This is a genomic window from Stenotrophomonas sp. 1L-E-5-B-C3 (genome assembly GCF_057292075.1).
Genome location: NZ_JBXAWS010000002.1, coordinates 383,221 through 397,992, shown reverse-complemented (window position 1 = coordinate 397,992; position 14,772 = coordinate 383,221). Strand labels below are relative to the sequence as shown.

Genomic DNA, 14,772 nt, shown 5'->3' with positions numbered 1-14,772 from the left:
ATTCCCCACGCTCCCACACGCGCAAGGATGCCGATGCGATTGCCCCTGCTGGCCACTCTGTTGGCACTGGCCTGCCCCCTGACCGCCCTTGCTGCGGCTCCGGCCAAGAGCCTGTATTTCCAGCACCACGACTGGGTCGTGGCCTGTGACAACACCTTGACCTGCCGCGCCGCCGGCTACGCCGCCGATGATGACAGCACCCTGAGTGTGCTGCTCACCCGCAAGGGCGGCCCGGGCCAGGCCATCCAGGGCCGCCTGTCGCTGCAGCCGGAAGAAGGCCAAACCCAGCCCAAGGGCGCGCTGCATCTGCGCATCCAGCGCCAGGACCTGGGCGTACTGGTTCCCGTGAAGGGCGAAGGCACGCACAGCTTGAATGCCGCACAGACCAGCGCGGTGCTGTCCGCATTGGTGCGCGACGGTGGAATCAGCGTGACCGATGGCGCTGGCCATCGCTGGCCGCTGTCGGACAAGGGTGCCGCAGCGGTGCTGCTGAAGATCGATGAATACCAGGGCCGCCTCGGCACGCCCGGCGCCGTGATGCGCAGGGGCAGCACGCCTGAGTCCGGCGTTCCCACCGCACTTCCGGTGCCGGTTGTACGCAAGGCCGCTACCCTGGACTCGACTCCGGATGATCCTGCGTTTGCTCGGCTGGCCGCCTCACCCGCCCTGCGCGCGGCACTGCGTGCCACGCTGGAGGACGATAGATGCGAAGGCCTGCAGGAAACCGACGCCGACGTTCCGCTCAGCAACTCCCCGCTGCAGGTCCAGCGCCTGGACGCGCAGCATGTGCTGGTCACTGTCCCGTGTTGGCGCGGGGCCTACAACATCGGCGATGGCTACTGGATCGCCCGCCCGCAGGCGCCGTTCCAGGCGCAATGGGTGACCAGCGATGCGATCGACTACGCCGACGGCCAGATCATTGCCGCGCAGAAGGGCCGCGGCCTCGCTGACTGCATGTCGCACGCAGCCTGGACGTGGGACGGGACGAACTTCATCGCGACGTCCGAGGTGGCACCTGGGCTATGCCGGGGCGTGCCCGGTGGCACCTGGGAATTGCCGACGCTGGTCAGCGAGGTCCGCTGACGCCACAGAAAAGGGGACGGAGGGGATTAAGTCGCAAGTGGCAAACAAGGCACAAGCGACTTAATCCCCTCCGTCCCCTTTTTTCATGCAGGCAGGCAGTGCTCGACGATCAACTGGATGGCGCTGCCGCCACGATAGTCATCGCAGGCCAGTCGATAGGCCAGATGCACATGACGGCCGGGTGCGTTACCGTGCCAGCCGCCGAAATGGATCGCGTTGATCGTGCCGGGTACGCCTGGCAGGCGCAGTTCCAGCTTGAGGTGGCGTTCCTTCAGCACACGCCAGTTGGCCACTTCGAAGTGGCCGTCGAACAGCGGCTCGGGGAAGCCCTGGCCCCACGGTCCGGCAAGGCGCAGCGCATCGGCGTGGCGATGATCCAGCTCATCTGCGGCCAGTTCGCCATCGCTCAGCACCTGCTGCTGCAGTGCCGCCGGGTCGAGCATTTCCAGCACCACGGCGACGAAGGCGGCCTTGAAGTCATCGACGTGATCCAGCCGCATGCTCAATCCAGCCGCCATGGCATGCCCACCGAAGCGTTCGATCAGACCCGGATGTCGCGCATCGACCAGCGCCAGTGCGTCACGGATGTGCAGGCCGGGAATCGAGCGCGCCGAACCGCGCAGCGTGTCGGCACCGGGTTCTGCAGGCGCGAAGGCGATCACCGGGCGATGCAGGCGATCCTTCATCTTCGACGCGACCAGACCGACCACGCCCGGGTGCCAATCGGCGTCAAACAGGCAGGCCGCCACCGGTCGCTGGCCGGCCATGTCCAGCACCACGCGGGTCAACGCCTGCTCGGCGTCGTCAGTCATCGACTGCTGCACGGCGCGCCGTTCCGAATTGATCTGCTCCAGCGTCTGCGCGATCTCGCGCGCCTGGCGCGGGTCCTCGGTCAGCAGCAGCGCGATGCCCAGCGCCATGTCCTCCAGCCGACCCGCAGCGTTCAGGCGCGGGCCGAGCGCGAAGCCGATGTCAGTGGCGGTCAGTCGCGCGGCATCACGGCCGCTGGCTTCGATCAGCGCACGCAGGCCGACACAGCCCTGCCCCGCGCGCAGACGGCGCAGGCCCGCGCTGACCAGCGCACGGTTGTTCGGATCCAGCGCTACCAGGTCGGCGACGGTACCGACCGCCACCAGGTCAAGCAGTGTGGTCAGGTCCGGGCCCTTGCCATCGGCGAAGACGCCGGCCTCGCGCATCTGCCGACGCAACGCCATCAGCACATAGAAGATCACGCCGACGCCGGCCAGCGATTTGCTGGGGAACGCATCGCCATCCAGATTCGGATCAACGATCACGTCTGCCGGTGGCAGCTGCGGGCCGGGCAGATGGTGGTCGGTGACCAGCACCTGCCAACCACGGGCCTTGGCCGCAGTCACACCCGCGTGGCAGGCAATGCCGTGGTCGACCGTGACCAGCAGGTCCGGCTGCAGCTCGGCCAGCTCCTCCACCAGTGACGGCGACAGGCCGTAGCCGTGCACCATGCGGTTCGGTACCGCGTGCAAGACGTGCTGTGCGCCGAGCATGCGCAGGCCACGCACGCCGACCGCACAGGCGGTAGCGCCATCGCAGTCGAAATCGCCGACCACCAGGATGCGCTTGTCGTTGGCGATGGCCTCGACCAACAGGCCCACCGCATCGTCGATGCCGGTCAGCAGTTCAGGCGCATGCAGGCTGCCCAGCTTCGGCAGCGCCAGCTCCGGGGTATCGGCACCGCGACTGGCGTAGAGCCGCGCCAGCAGTGGCAGCGTGCCCTCCGGCCAGTTAGCGGGCGCGACCGCATCGCGGCGGCGGATCGTCGGCGTATCAGAGGAGGGCTGCACGGCATCGGCGGCAAGGGACATCGGCATCGCCGGGTTACGGAAGACCCGCGCATGATACCCCGCTCGGCTTGCCAGGCTCTCCCCCGGGCTTGGCGCAGGCGTGGTGATCGCCCATGCTTGTCCACTTCTGAAACGGAATTCGCCATGTACCGCCTGCTGTCCGCACTGATTGTCGGCCTGTTGCTTCCGCTCGCCGGCCATGCCGGAAACACGCCACTGGAACCCGGCATCGAGTTCGTGCATCACGACTGGTTCCTGGCCTGCGACAACACCGGCACCTGCCGCGCCGCCGGTTATGGTCCGGAGAGCGCAGACAGCTCGCTGGGCCTGATGCTGGAACGAGCCGGCGGCCCCGGCACAACCGTGAAGGCGCGACTGCGGGTGGGCGAGGATGGCGAAAGTGCAATGCCCGAAGGCGCGATGCGCCTGCAGGTGAACGGCCGTGATCTGGGGCCCGTGCAGGACACCGGTGCCGACGAATCCGTGACGCTGCGGCCGGCGCAGGTTGGTGCGCTGCTCGCCGCTCTGCCCGGCCAGGCGCGCATCGAGGTGATCGACAGCAGGGCCACGCGCTGGCCGATCTCCGATCGTGGTGCCGCCGCCGTGCTGTTGAAGATGGACGAAGCACAAGGGCGCCTTGGCACGCCCGGCGCCCTGGTACGGCGTGGCACGCGTGCTGAAGCGAGTGTGCCGGCTGCGCAGACCAGACCCGTGATCATGCGTGCCACGCTGGCGGCTACTCGCCCCGGAGACAACACACTGGGTAGCAGCGAAGCGCTGCGCGACGCGCTGATTGCCACGCTCGACGACGGTGACGACTGTCCGCGTCTGATCGAGTACAAGGGCACCCCGGAAATGGTGATCGAGCGGCTGGACGACAGCCATGTACTGGTGCAGGCGCTGTGCCAGATGGGTGCATACAACTACAGCAATGGTTTCTGGATCGCGCGTGATCGCCCTCCGTTCGCCCCGCAGACGGTTACGCTCGAAGCGGAGGGTTTTTCGCACTTCGAGCGCACGCTGTACGCACGCTCCAAAGGCAGAGGCATCGGCGACTGCGTCTCCGGCTCGGACTGGACATGGGATGGCCGCCGATTCCAGCCAAGCAGTGCTTTCAGCACCGGGCTGTGCCGTGGCATGCCGGGCGGTCACTGGATGCTGCCGACCCTGGTCAGCGAGGTTCGTTGAATGCACTCCCCTGCTCTGCCGCAACTGCCGCTGTTCCTGCTGGGATTGCTGGCGATGTCTTCGTCCGCCTGGGCCACGGCTCCGGTTGGTGCATCGTTCGCCGAGGGCGACTGGTTCATGGTGTGCGACAACACGCGTGCCTGCCGTATCGCCGGTGTCGGCGCCTCCGCACCGCTGAGACTGGCCGCACTGATCGAGCGCAATGGCGGACCCGGGGAAGCGGTGGAGATTCGGCTGGTACTCGCCCGCGACGACGCTGACGACCCCGAGGCACAAGCGCAGTCTCCTGTTGGCGCACTGCACCTGCAGCTGGACGGAAAACGCGTGGGCAGCATCGGGGCACTTGAGTCAGCCACGGAGCATGCAAAGCTCACCCTGGCTCAAGTGCAGGCGTTCAACACCGCCCTCATCAGGCAATCCCGCATCAGCATCACCGATGGCAGGGGGCAGACATGGTCGCTGTCTGCATCCGGCGCAGCCGCACTGATGCTGAAGATGGATCAGATCCAGCAGCGTCTGGATACGCCCGGTGCACTGGTGCAACGCGGAAGCCGACCGGAGTCGAGCGTGCCGCCCGCTCTGCCGAAGCCGGTGCTGGCCATGCCATCCAAGCGGGTGCCTCCGCGTGAGGAGGATGCGCGCCTGGGCGAACGCGAGGACCTGCGCCGGCTGCTTCGGCCCGGCAACAAGGCGGACTGGGCGTGCGCTGCGGATGTACCACAGACCAGCGCACCCTACGTCGCCATCCAGCGCCTGGACGACCATCACGTACTGGCCTCCGTTGTCTGCCACATTCCGGGGTTCAATGTGCCGGGGGGTACATGGGCGATCAACGACCAGGCGCCGTTCAATCCCGTTTTCATTACCCAGGGCGCACTGTTCCCGTACTCGGAGGAGCTGATGTTCGTTGAAGAGACCGTGGAGGCCGACCGGGATCGCTGCGGAACGGGGCGCTACTGGGCATGGGATGGCCAGCGGATGCAGCTGAGCATGGAGTACGTTGGTGGCACCTGCACTGGCACAGGAGCTTCCACTTGGCGACTGCCGACCTATATCACTGAATTCCGGTAGGGCATCCGCCTTCGCCCGTTACCTGCGGTAGTGCCGGCCGCTGGCCGGCAACCCCGGCAAACATCGGGGGTCAGAGCCGTTTTCCCATGGAAAACGGATCCGACCCCGATCAATCGTGAAGCTGGCGCGGCTTCTTCCAGAACTGCCAGCGCTGGCCACGATCCAGCTGGAACTGCCGACCATCCTCGAAATCCAGTACCAGCCGCTGCAGCTCGCCGCGCTTCAACGCGGCCAGCAGCGGCCGGATCGCATCATTGCCGAGCTGCTGCAAAGAACGCAGCTGGCGCAGATCGACCAGCGCATCCACGGACTGATCGCCATCCGCCGCTACACCCGCTGCCAGCGCAAGACCCTGCAGCAATGCATCGCGGCTGCGCACCTGCGCGTGCGGTGTGTTGACCGACACCGGCATCACGCCGCCGCCCCAGAACCACAGCGAATTGATCGGCTGTTGTCCCTGCGCGGCGCGCTGCTGGTTCCAGGAATGGTTGTGCAGCAGCACCTGTGCCTCGGTCATCAAGGCACGCCAGCGGCGGCCGACCTCGCCTTCGGGCAGGTGCGCGAACAGGTCATCGCCGAGCACCTCGTCCGGACTGTCGAAGTCCGGCAGTTCGCTGTCGATCGGAAGCCGCAGGTACCAGCGCGAAGGGTCCGGTGCATCCAGCGCGAACCCGGCGTCGGCGAACAACGGCTGCAGTACCGGCAGCAGTGCCAGGCAGTCAGCCAGCGTCGGCCGCAGCGTTTCGCCATAGGCCATCATCCGCGCACCGTGCATGTCCGGCACCATGCAGGCCGGATCGGCCCGCAGCCAGCTCGCGCCGGCGGCATCGCCGACGTCACGCTGGCGGGTCAACGCGGCCACCGGCCAGTGCGGCGCGGCGACCGTGAAATGGCGCGTCAGCTGCGCACGCTCGCCCGCCTCATGCTGCGAGGCGTTGGCGCGGCCCAGGGCACGGGCCACATCATCGGGCAGCGCAGCCGCGGCAAAGCGGCTGCGCGCGGGCAACAGCAGGGTCGCCGTCGCCACGCGGTCAGTCCAGGTAGCTGACGCTGACGATCTCGTACTCGCGCTGGCCTGCCGGGGCGTCGATCACGATCGAATCGCCTTCCAGCTTGCCGATCATCGCGCGCGCCACCGGCGAGGAAATCGCGATCAGGCCCTGCTTGATGTCCGCCTCGAGGTCGCCAACGATCTGGTACTTCCGTTCTTCGTCGGTTTCCACGTCGGCCAGGGTCACGCTGGCACCGAACACCACCTTGGAGCCGGCATTGAGCTTGCTCACGTCGATGATCTCGGCATGCGACAGCTCTCCTTCCAGCTGCTTGATGCGGCCTTCGATGAAGCCCTGTTCCTCGCGCGCGGCGTGGTACTCGGCGTTCTCCTTCAGGTCGCCATGTTCACGCGCTTCGGCGATCGCGGCGATCACCTTCGGGCGCTTGACCGACTTCAGGTGATCCAGTTCGTCGCGCAGCTTCTGCGCGCCCTTCATGGTGATGGGGGCTCTCATGCATTCAACTCCTTGTGCAGCTCCTGCAGCGACCAGACAGGGCCGGTGCCGCGGAATTCCAGTGAATCCACCAGCGCCTTGGCGCCGGCAATGGTGGTCGAGTAGGTGACGCGGTGCTGCAGCGCCTCGCGACGGATCGAGAACGAGTCGTTGATCGCCGAACGACCTTCGGTCGTGTTGACGATGTAGACGATCTCGCCGTTCTTGATCGAGTCGACGATGTGCGGACGGCCTTCGACCACCTTGTTGATGATCTCGCAGTCCATGCCGTGCTGCTGCAGCCACGCGGCGGTGCCACGGGTGGCAACCAGGCTGTAGCCACGTGCCAGCAGTGCCTTGGCCACCGGCAGTACGCGCTTCTTGTCCGGATCACGCACCGACACGAAGGCCTTGCCGACCGGCGGTGCCTTGATGCCGCCCGCCTCCTGCGCACGCGCGAAGGCGGCGTTGAAGGTACGGCCTACGCCCATCACCTCACCGGTGGAGCGCATTTCCGGCCCGAGGATCGGATCGACGCCCTGGAACTTGGCGAACGGGAAGATCGCTTCCTTCACCGAGTAGTAATCCGGCACGATTTCCTTGGTCGCGCCCTGCTCGGCCAGGGTCTTTCCGGCCATGCAGCGGGCAGCGATCTTGGCCAGCGGCATGCCGGTGGCCTTGGACACGAACGGCACGGTGCGCGAGGCACGCGGGTTCACTTCCAGCAGGTAGATGGTGTCATCACCCTCGTCGCTGGTCTGGATCGCGAACTGGGTGTTCATCAGGCCGACCACGTTCAGGGCCTTGGCCAGCTCCACCACCTGGCGGCGCAGCTCGGCCTGGGTGGCGGCGGACAGCGAGTACGGCGGCAGCGAGCAGGAGGAATCGCCCGAATGCACGCCGGCTTCTTCGATGTGCTCCATCACGCCGCCGATCAGCACGTTGCCCTGTGCATCGGCAATGATGTCCACATCCACTTCCACGGCGTTGTCGAGGAAGCGGTCCAGCAGCACCGGCGAATCGTTGGACACCTTCACCGCGTCGCGCACGTAGCGGGCCAGGTCGGATTCGCCGTAGACGATTTCCATGGCGCGGCCGCCCAGCACGTAGCTCGGGCGCACCACCAGCGGGTAGCCGATCTCGCGCGCCAGCAGCAGGGCTTCCTGGTCGTTGCGTGCGATGCGGTTCGGCGGCTGCTTCAGGCCCAGGTTGTCGACCAGCTGCTGGAAGCGCTCGCGGTCTTCGGCCAGGTCGATGGAATCAGGGCTGGTACCGATCACCGGCACGCCGTTGGCTTCCAGCGCCCGCGCCAGCTTCAGCGGGGTCTGGCCACCGTACTGCACGATCACGCCCTTGGGCTGTTCCAGTTCGACGATTTCCAGCACGTCTTCCAGGGTCAGCGGTTCGAAGTACAGGCGGTCGGAGGTGTCGTAGTCGGTCGACACGGTTTCCGGGTTGCAGTTGACCATGATGGTTTCATAACCATCCTCGCGCAGCGCCAGTGCCGCGTGCACGCAGCAGTAGTCGAACTCGATGCCCTGGCCGATGCGGTTCGGGCCACCGCCCAGGATCATGATCTTGTCGCGGTTGCTCGGCGCGGCCTCGCACTCGTCCTCGTAGGTCGAGTACAGGTAGGCGGTACCGGTGGAGAATTCACCGGCGCAGGAGTCAACGCGCTTGTAGACCGGGCGCACCTTGTGCGCACGGCGCAGCGCGCGGATGGCCGCTTCGTTGGTGCCGGTCAGCTGCGCCAGGCGCGCATCGGAGAAACCGGAACGCTTCAGCTTGCGCAGGCGTGCAGCGTCCAGCGCATCAATGCCGTCGGCGGCGACAGCAGCTTCAGCGGCGATGATCTCTTCGATCTGGTCCAGGAACCACGGATCGATGTAGGACAGCTTGAAGATGTCCTCCACGCTCATGCCGGCACGGAATGCGTCGGCGACGAAGAACAGGCGCTCCGGGCCCGGTGCCTTCAGCTCGCGGCGCAGGGTCTGCAGATCGTCTTCATTGGTCAGGTCCAGGCCGGTCGGGTCGAAGCCGACCTTGCCGGTCTCCAGGCCGCGCAGTGCCTTCTGCATCGATTCCTGGAAGGTGCGGCCCATCGCCATCACCTCACCCACCGACTTCATCTGGGTGGTCAAGCGCGCATCGGCGGCCGGGAACTTCTCGAAGGCGAAGCGCGGGATCTTGGTGACGACGTAATCGATGGACGGTTCGAAAGAGGCCGGGGTCAGGCCGCCGGTGATCTCGTTCTTCAGTTCGTCCAGGGTGTAGCCGACGGCCAGCTTGGCAGCGACCTTGGCGATCGGGAAGCCGGTGGCCTTGGAAGCCAGCGCCGAGGAACGCGACACGCGCGGGTTCATCTCGATCACCACCACGCGGCCGGTGTCCGGGTTGATGCCGAACTGCACGTTCGAGCCACCGGTATCCACGCCGATCTTGCGCAGCACGGCGATGGAGGCATCGCGCAGGCGCTGGTATTCCTTGTCGGTCAAGGTCTGCGCCGGGGCCACGGTGATCGAGTCACCGGTGTGCACGCCCATCGGGTCCAGGTTCTCGATCGAGCAGACGATGATGCAGTTGTCCGCCGTATCGCGGACCACTTCCATTTCGAATTCCTTCCAGCCCAGCACCGACTCTTCCACCAGCACTTCGGTGGTCGGCGACAGCTCCAGGCCACGGCTGACGATGTCGACCAGTTCTTCGCGGTTGTAGGCGATGCCGCCACCGCTGCCGCCCAGGGTGAAGCTGGGGCGGATGATGGTCGGGTAGCCGACGCGGGTCTGGATCTCCAGCGCTTCGTCCAGCGTGTGGGCGACGGCGGCGGTCGGGCATTCCAGGCCGATCTCACCCATGGCGACGCGGAACAGCTCGCGGTCTTCGGCCATCCGGATCGCTTCGCGCTTGGCGCCGATCAGTTCAACGTTGTACTTCTCCAGTACGCCGTTGTCGGCCAGGTCCAGCGCGCAGTTCAGCGCGGTCTGGCCACCCATGGTCGGCAGCAGCGCATCGGGCTTTTCCTTGGCGATGATCTTCTCGACCGTCTGCCAGTTGATCGGCTCGATGTAGACGGCGTCGGCCATCTCCGGGTCGGTCATGATCGTGGCCGGGTTGCTGTTGACCAGCACCACGCGGTAACCCTCGTCACGCAGGGCCTTGCAGGCCTGAGCGCCGGAGTAGTCGAACTCGCAGGCCTGGCCGATGACGATCGGGCCAGCACCGATGATGAGGATGGTCTTGAGGTCAGTGCGCTTGGGCATTTTCTTCTCTAAGTCAGTACAGCGTGACAAGGGGGGTGATCGCACGCTGTCGATCAGGAATCTTGATCCGCAGCGCCGCGCCAGGGGCAGCAGCGATGCGGGGGCTTACGGTCCATCGCGACGCCGCCGGGGGGGCGGCGGCGTACTGATCACGCCTTGGCTTCTTCCATCAGCACCACGAAACGGTCGAACAGCGGACCGACATCGTGCGGGCCCGGCGAGGCTTCCGGGTGGCCCTGGAACGAGAACGCCGGCACATCGGTGCGGGCGACACCCTGGTTGGTGCCATCGAACAGCGAGCGGTGGGTCACGCGCAGGGTCGGCGGCAGGGTCGCTTCATCAATCGCGAAGCCGTGGTTCTGCGAGGTGATCATCACCCGGCCGCTGTCCAGGTCCTGCACCGGGTGGTTGGCACCGTGGTGGCCGTGGCCCATCTTCATGGTCTTCGCGCCCGAGGCCAGGCCCAGCAGCTGATGGCCCAGGCAGATGCCGAAGGTCGGGATCTTCTGTTCGATGAAGGTCTTGATCGCTTCGATGGCGTAGTCGCACGGTTCCGGGTCACCCGGGCCGTTGGACAGGAACACGCCGTCCGGCTTCAGCGCCAGTACTTCGGCGGCCGGGGTCTGCGCCGGCACCACCGTGACCTCGCAGCCGCGCTCGGCCAGCATGCGCAGGATGTTGGTCTTCACGCCAAAGTCGTAGGCCACCACCTTGTGCTTGGCCGGCACGCTGACGAAGGCGTTGGCATCCAGGTCCAGCTGGCCCTCGGTCCAGACGTAGGTCTTCTCGGTAGTGACGACCTTGGCCAGATCCATGCCCTTCAGCCCCGGGAACTTGCGGGCGGCTTCCAGTGCCTTTTCCACGTCGATGTCACCGGCCATCAGCGCACCGTTCTGCGCGCCCTTCTCGCGCAGGATGCGGGTCAGCTTGCGGGTGTCGATGCCGGCGATGGCGACCACGCCACGCTGGATCAGCCAGTCCTGAAGCGACACCTGGCTGCGCCAGTTGCTGGGACGGCGGGGAACATCGCGCACGATCAGGCCGGCCGACCACACCTTGGACGCTTCATCGTCCTGGTCGGTCATGCCGGTGTTACCGATGTGCGGATAGGTCAGCGTGACCATCTGCCGGGCGTAGGACGGGTCGGTCAGCACTTCCTGGTAGCCGGTCATGGCGGTGTTGAACACCACCTCACCGACGGACAGGCCGGGCGCGCCTACGGATTCGCCCTCGAATACGGTGCCGTCTTCGAGGACGAGGATTGCGGCTTGGGTCACGGGAATCTCACTTTGGCTACCGAGGGGGCTGCCGAAGTCACGCCTGCGCTTCACGGAAATCCGGTTGCAAAAAAGCGCGGACGTACGGTCTGGGACCGGTCCGGCTTTCGTGATTCGGCGAGTGCGAATTGTAGCGCTGCCGGGGCGCTCGCGCCAGCGGTTATCGCGCTTCATGAACAGGCGATTGCGTATTCATTTCAATCCGGCGGCGTATGCGGGGTCCGCCGCCAGATCGTGCCGGCCGCTGGCCGGCAATCTGCATGCCATCGGGCGCCTGGTAGTGCCGGCCGCTGGCCGGCAATCCCCACGCCTTCGGACGCCCGGAAGCTGCCGGCCAGCGGCCGGCACTACCGCCTTACTGCAGCAGGTCCCGCACCCGATAGCTGCCCGGGGCGCGCCCCTGCAGCTGGCGGGCGGCAAACAGGGCGCCGCGGGCGAAGATGTCGCGATTGGTGGCCCGGTGCACCAGCTCGATGCGCTCGCCCAGCCCGGTGAACTGCACCAGATGCTCGCCCACGATGTCACCGGCGCGCAGGCTGGCGTAATGCGGCTCCGCCCCGCCCCGCTGCGCGGCCGCACCCAGGGTCAGCGCAGTACCCGACGGCGCGTCCTTCTTCTGCGTATGGTGCGACTCGACGATGTCGCAGTCCCAGCCGGCCAGCGCCTGCGCGGCGCGCTCGACCAGCTCGTCCAGCACCGCCACGCCCAAGCTGAAGTTCGAGGCCCAGACCAGCGGGATGGACGCCGCCGCGGCCTCCAGCGCCTGCCGCTGGCTGCTGGAGATGCCGGTGGTGCCTGAAACCAGGCCCGCACCCCGCTCCACGCACAGCGCCAGCAGCGGGTCGAAGCCCTCCGGCAGGCTGAAGTCGATCGCTACGTCGAACGCCGGCGCACCGGGCAGCTCGCTGGCAGCAAAGAACGGGACGCCGTCGACCACGCGCTGGGCCGGCGCACGGCCGGTCACCGCGGCCACGATCTGCAGGGATTCGGGATGTTCGGCGGCCAGCCGCAGCAGGGCCTGGCCCATGCGCCCGGAAGCGCCGTGAATGAGCAATCGCAGGGGAGTCTGGTTCATGCCTGCAGGCTAGCGGCAGCAAGCCTGCTCCGGCAAGCGCCATCGCTGCTACGCTGCATGCCCTTTCATGCAATGGATGGCAGTTCCACCATGCAGATCAGCGAACAGCTGGTGCTGGTCACCGGCGCCGGCCGCGGCCTTGGCAAGCACATCGCCCGCGCCTTCGCCGCACAGGGCGCCCGCGTCATCATCAACTACCACCGCAGCGAGGCCGCCGCACGTGCGCTGGCCAGCGAGCTGGGTGGCCAGGCGATCGCGCTGCCGGCCGATGTCACCGACCGCGCCCAGGTCGATGCAATGCTGCAGCACGCGCTGGCGCACTTCGGCCAGGGCGTCACCACCGTGGTCAACAACGCGCTGGCCGCCTTCTCGTTCAATGGCGACGCCCGCGACAGCGCTGCCGACATCGGCTGGCCGGCCTTCCAGGCACAGTTCGAAGGCAGTGTGCGCGGTGCGCTGAACACCGTGCAGGCCGCCCTGCCCGGGATGCAGGCGCGCCGTTTCGGTCGCGTCATCAACATCGGCACCAACCTGTTCCAGAATCCGGTGGTGCCCTATCACGACTACACTGCCGCCAAGGCCGCGCTGCTGTCGCTGACCCGCACCCTGGCAGGCGACCTCGGCCCGCACGGCATCACCGTGAACATGCTGTCCGGCGGCCTGCTGCGCACCACCGATGCCAGCGCCGCCACGCCCGAAGCGGTATTCGACTACATCGCCGCCAACACCCCGCTGCGCAGCGTCACCACCCCGACCGAATTCGCCGATGCCGCGCTGTTCTTCGCCAGCCCGTGGTCACGCGCGGTGACCGGGCAGAACCTGGTGGTGGATGGCGGACTGGTGCGGGACTGAACAGATGCGCATCTCCGAAGTCAGCCGCCTGACCGGTGCCAGCGCCAAGGCCATCCGCCTGTATGAAGCACGCGGCCTGCTGCCGCCCGTGCCACGACTGAACCGCTATCGCGACTACAGCGAACAGGACGTGGCCTGGATACAGCTGATCCGCCAGGCATTGGGGCTGGGCATCACCCTGGCCGCGATATCCCGCCTGCAGGGTCGCGATGGACGGCTCGACTGGCCTGCGGTACTGGCCTTGCTGGAACAACAGCGCACCCGCATTGCCAGTGAGCGGGCGCGGCTGGAACAGGTCGACCTCGCCCTGCGGCAGGTCCGCGATGAACTGCAGCAATGGCTGCACTCCGGCGGCACTGATTGCGTCCTGCAACCCAGCGGCTGCCCCGCCGGCGTTTGACCCTGCCCCTGGGGCAGACCGCACCCTCGCGCACTTTCCATTGCCCGAGGTTGCCGTGTCCCGCTCCATCCTGATCCTGCTGGGCCATCCCGACCGCGACAGCCTGTGCGGCGCCCTCGCCCAGTGCTACGCCACCGCCGCCGAGAACGCCGGTCATCGGGTGCGACTGATCGCACTGGGTGACCTTGAGTTCGATCCCGTGCTGCGTCACGGCTATCGCCAGATCCAGCCGCTGGAAGCCGATCTGCAGAACGCCGCCGATGCGATCGAGGCCTGCGATCACCTGGTGCTGGTCTATCCCACCTGGTGGGGCGCGATGCCGGCGCTGCTGAAGGGCTTCTTCGATCGCGTGCTGCTGCCGGGCTTCGCTTTCCGCTACCGGCGTGATTCGGTGTGGTGGGACCGGCTGCTGGCCGGCCGCAGCGCGCGGGTGATCAGCACGCTGGACACGCCGCCCTGGTACTACCGCTGGATCTACCGCGACCCGGGCATCACCCAGATCCGCGCCACCATCCTGGAATTCTGCGGCATCCGCCCGGTGCGGGTCAGCCGGCTGGGGGCGGTGCGCAGCAGCAGCCCGGCGCAGCGGGAGCGATGGCTTGCGCTGGCAGCGGAGCTGGGTTCACGGGCCGGGTAGATCCGCCGCCATGGGTAAAGCGTGCGAACCAAGGTTCGCACCCACCTGGAACGTTTGCACCCACCCGGGGCATTCGTTGCGCGTGTCGCGTTTGCCAATTGACCCCAAAGCGCTGCGCCTCAAGGCTGTGGGCCCTTCTTCCGGCCCAGGCAGCGCTCATGAAATCCTCGACCGTCTTCAGCAAGTGCGCGAGGAAGACCGGCTTTTCCGGCACGTCGACGACCCGCTACCGCTTGCTGGATGCCGCCCTACTTGTCGTGAATCACCAGCGCGCCAGCGAATGCCGGGGCTTCTATGTGAATGCTGGACTCTACTTTCCGGAGCTGCTCGAGTATCCCCTCGCGCCTGACGATCTTGAGACGGCTTTCCGGTACCGCTCCAGCATTCCCACGCCCCATGTCGACTGGCGGATCGAAGAGACGCCCGGCCTGCGCCGGGCTTTCATCCAGCAGGATCTGGATGATCTGCTGGAGGCCGGCAATCGCGATGGGATGAAATGCCTGCTGCTCGACGCCCTTGCCGACGTGGCGGGCTTCGCGGCAACCCATGGAAACCGGGAATCGGTGCGGCGATTGAATCAGGACGGGAACTTCCGGGCGATCATCCGCAGAGAGGTCTGAAC

At 66.8% G+C, this 14,772-nt stretch carries 13 protein-coding genes; 7 read left to right on the top strand and 6 right to left on the bottom strand.

All coding sequences use genetic code 11. The features are described from left to right. The first annotated feature begins 33 nt into the window (after positions 1-33). A complete protein-coding gene (locus AC0Z6F_RS04565) occupies positions 34-1,083 on the top strand; it encodes a DUF1176 domain-containing protein (RefSeq protein WP_485616590.1) in 1,050 nt (349 codons plus the stop codon). 83 nt (positions 1,084-1,166) lie between these two features. Here the strand turns inward: AC0Z6F_RS04565 and recJ are convergent, their stop codons facing one another. Next, complete coding sequence (gene recJ, locus AC0Z6F_RS04560) at positions 1,167-2,924, bottom strand: single-stranded-DNA-specific exonuclease RecJ (protein ID WP_485616591.1); 1,758 nt, start codon at positions 2,922-2,924, stop codon at positions 1,167-1,169. A 123-nt stretch (positions 2,925-3,047) separates the two neighbouring features. Here recJ and AC0Z6F_RS04555 point away from each other — a divergent pair, with 123 nt between their 5' ends. Further along, positions 3,048-4,091: a DUF1176 domain-containing protein gene (locus AC0Z6F_RS04555; protein WP_485616592.1), complete on the top strand. Its 1,044-nt coding sequence runs from the start codon at positions 3,048-3,050 to the stop codon at positions 4,089-4,091. Positions 4,092-4,145: 54 nt separating this feature from the next. Further along, on the top strand, positions 4,146-5,162 hold the full coding sequence (locus tag AC0Z6F_RS04550) for a DUF1176 domain-containing protein (RefSeq protein WP_485616809.1): 1,017 nt from the start codon (positions 4,146-4,148) through the stop codon (positions 5,160-5,162). 109 nt (positions 5,163-5,271) lie between these two features. On the opposite strand, the gene AC0Z6F_RS04545 is transcribed toward AC0Z6F_RS04550, so the two are convergent. From AC0Z6F_RS04545 to dapB, 5 genes are all read right to left on the bottom strand, one after another. Continuing rightward, positions 5,272-6,189, bottom strand: coding sequence for a phosphoglycerate mutase (locus AC0Z6F_RS04545; protein WP_485616593.1), 918 nt, complete (start codon positions 6,187-6,189; stop codon positions 5,272-5,274). A gap of 4 nt (positions 6,190-6,193) precedes the next feature. After that, positions 6,194-6,658 carry a transcription elongation factor GreA gene (greA, locus tag AC0Z6F_RS04540; protein WP_174238326.1) on the bottom strand — a complete coding sequence of 155 codons (465 nt, stop codon included), beginning with the start codon at positions 6,656-6,658 and terminating at the stop codon, positions 6,194-6,196. An 8-nt stretch (positions 6,659-6,666) separates the two neighbouring features. Next, positions 6,667-9,909 (bottom strand): carbamoyl-phosphate synthase large subunit, encoded by a 3,243-nt coding sequence (gene carB, locus AC0Z6F_RS04535; protein WP_012510928.1) that lies wholly within the window; start codon positions 9,907-9,909, stop codon positions 6,667-6,669. A 149-nt stretch (positions 9,910-10,058) separates the two neighbouring features. Continuing rightward, on the bottom strand, positions 10,059-11,186 hold the full coding sequence (carA, locus tag AC0Z6F_RS04530; RefSeq protein WP_032969998.1) for a glutamine-hydrolyzing carbamoyl-phosphate synthase small subunit: 1,128 nt from the start codon (positions 11,184-11,186) through the stop codon (positions 10,059-10,061). A gap of 355 nt (positions 11,187-11,541) precedes the next feature. Then, entirely contained in the window at positions 11,542-12,261 is a 720-nt protein-coding gene (gene dapB, locus AC0Z6F_RS04525) for a 4-hydroxy-tetrahydrodipicolinate reductase (protein WP_012510926.1), read from the bottom strand. A 90-nt stretch (positions 12,262-12,351) separates the two neighbouring features. Between dapB and AC0Z6F_RS04520 the strand changes: the two genes are divergently transcribed. From AC0Z6F_RS04520 to AC0Z6F_RS04505, 4 genes are all read left to right on the top strand, one after another. Then, positions 12,352-13,113, top strand: coding sequence for a 3-oxoacyl-ACP reductase (locus AC0Z6F_RS04520; RefSeq protein WP_428993157.1), 762 nt, complete (start codon positions 12,352-12,354; stop codon positions 13,111-13,113). A 4-nt stretch (positions 13,114-13,117) separates the two neighbouring features. Then, entirely contained in the window at positions 13,118-13,513 is a 396-nt protein-coding gene (locus tag AC0Z6F_RS04515) for a MerR family transcriptional regulator (protein WP_012510924.1), read from the top strand. A 55-nt stretch (positions 13,514-13,568) separates the two neighbouring features. Then, positions 13,569-14,150: an NAD(P)H-dependent oxidoreductase gene (locus tag AC0Z6F_RS04510; RefSeq protein WP_012510923.1), complete on the top strand. Its 582-nt coding sequence runs from the start codon at positions 13,569-13,571 to the stop codon at positions 14,148-14,150. Between the two features lie 158 nt (positions 14,151-14,308). Further along, complete coding sequence (locus tag AC0Z6F_RS04505; RefSeq protein WP_012510922.1) at positions 14,309-14,770, top strand: DUF4304 domain-containing protein; 462 nt, start codon at positions 14,309-14,311, stop codon at positions 14,768-14,770. The last annotated feature ends 2 nt before the right edge of the window (positions 14,771-14,772 follow it).

What these genes read in the sequence shown, in the direction of transcription:
- dapB (WP_012510926.1), bottom strand. Translation starts at nt 12,261, where the DNA reads ATGAACCAGACTCCCCTGCGATTGCTCATTCACGGCGCTTCCGGGCGC.
- AC0Z6F_RS04555 (WP_485616592.1), top strand. Translation starts at nt 3,048, where the DNA reads ATGTACCGCCTGCTGTCCGCACTGATTGTCGGCCTGTTGCTTCCGCTC.
- recJ (WP_485616591.1), bottom strand. Translation starts at nt 2,924, where the DNA reads ATGTCCCTTGCCGCCGATGCCGTGCAGCCCTCCTCTGATACGCCGACG.
- AC0Z6F_RS04550 (WP_485616809.1), top strand. Translation starts at nt 4,146, where the DNA reads ATGTCTTCGTCCGCCTGGGCCACGGCTCCGGTTGGTGCATCGTTCGCC.
- AC0Z6F_RS04520 (WP_428993157.1), top strand. Translation starts at nt 12,352, where the DNA reads ATGCAGATCAGCGAACAGCTGGTGCTGGTCACCGGCGCCGGCCGCGGC.
- AC0Z6F_RS04515 (WP_012510924.1), top strand. Translation starts at nt 13,118, where the DNA reads ATGCGCATCTCCGAAGTCAGCCGCCTGACCGGTGCCAGCGCCAAGGCC.
- AC0Z6F_RS04505 (WP_012510922.1), top strand. Translation starts at nt 14,309, where the DNA reads ATGAAATCCTCGACCGTCTTCAGCAAGTGCGCGAGGAAGACCGGCTTT.
- AC0Z6F_RS04565 (WP_485616590.1), top strand. Translation starts at nt 34, where the DNA reads ATGCGATTGCCCCTGCTGGCCACTCTGTTGGCACTGGCCTGCCCCCTG.
- carB (WP_012510928.1), bottom strand. Translation starts at nt 9,909, where the DNA reads ATGCCCAAGCGCACTGACCTCAAGACCATCCTCATCATCGGTGCTGGC.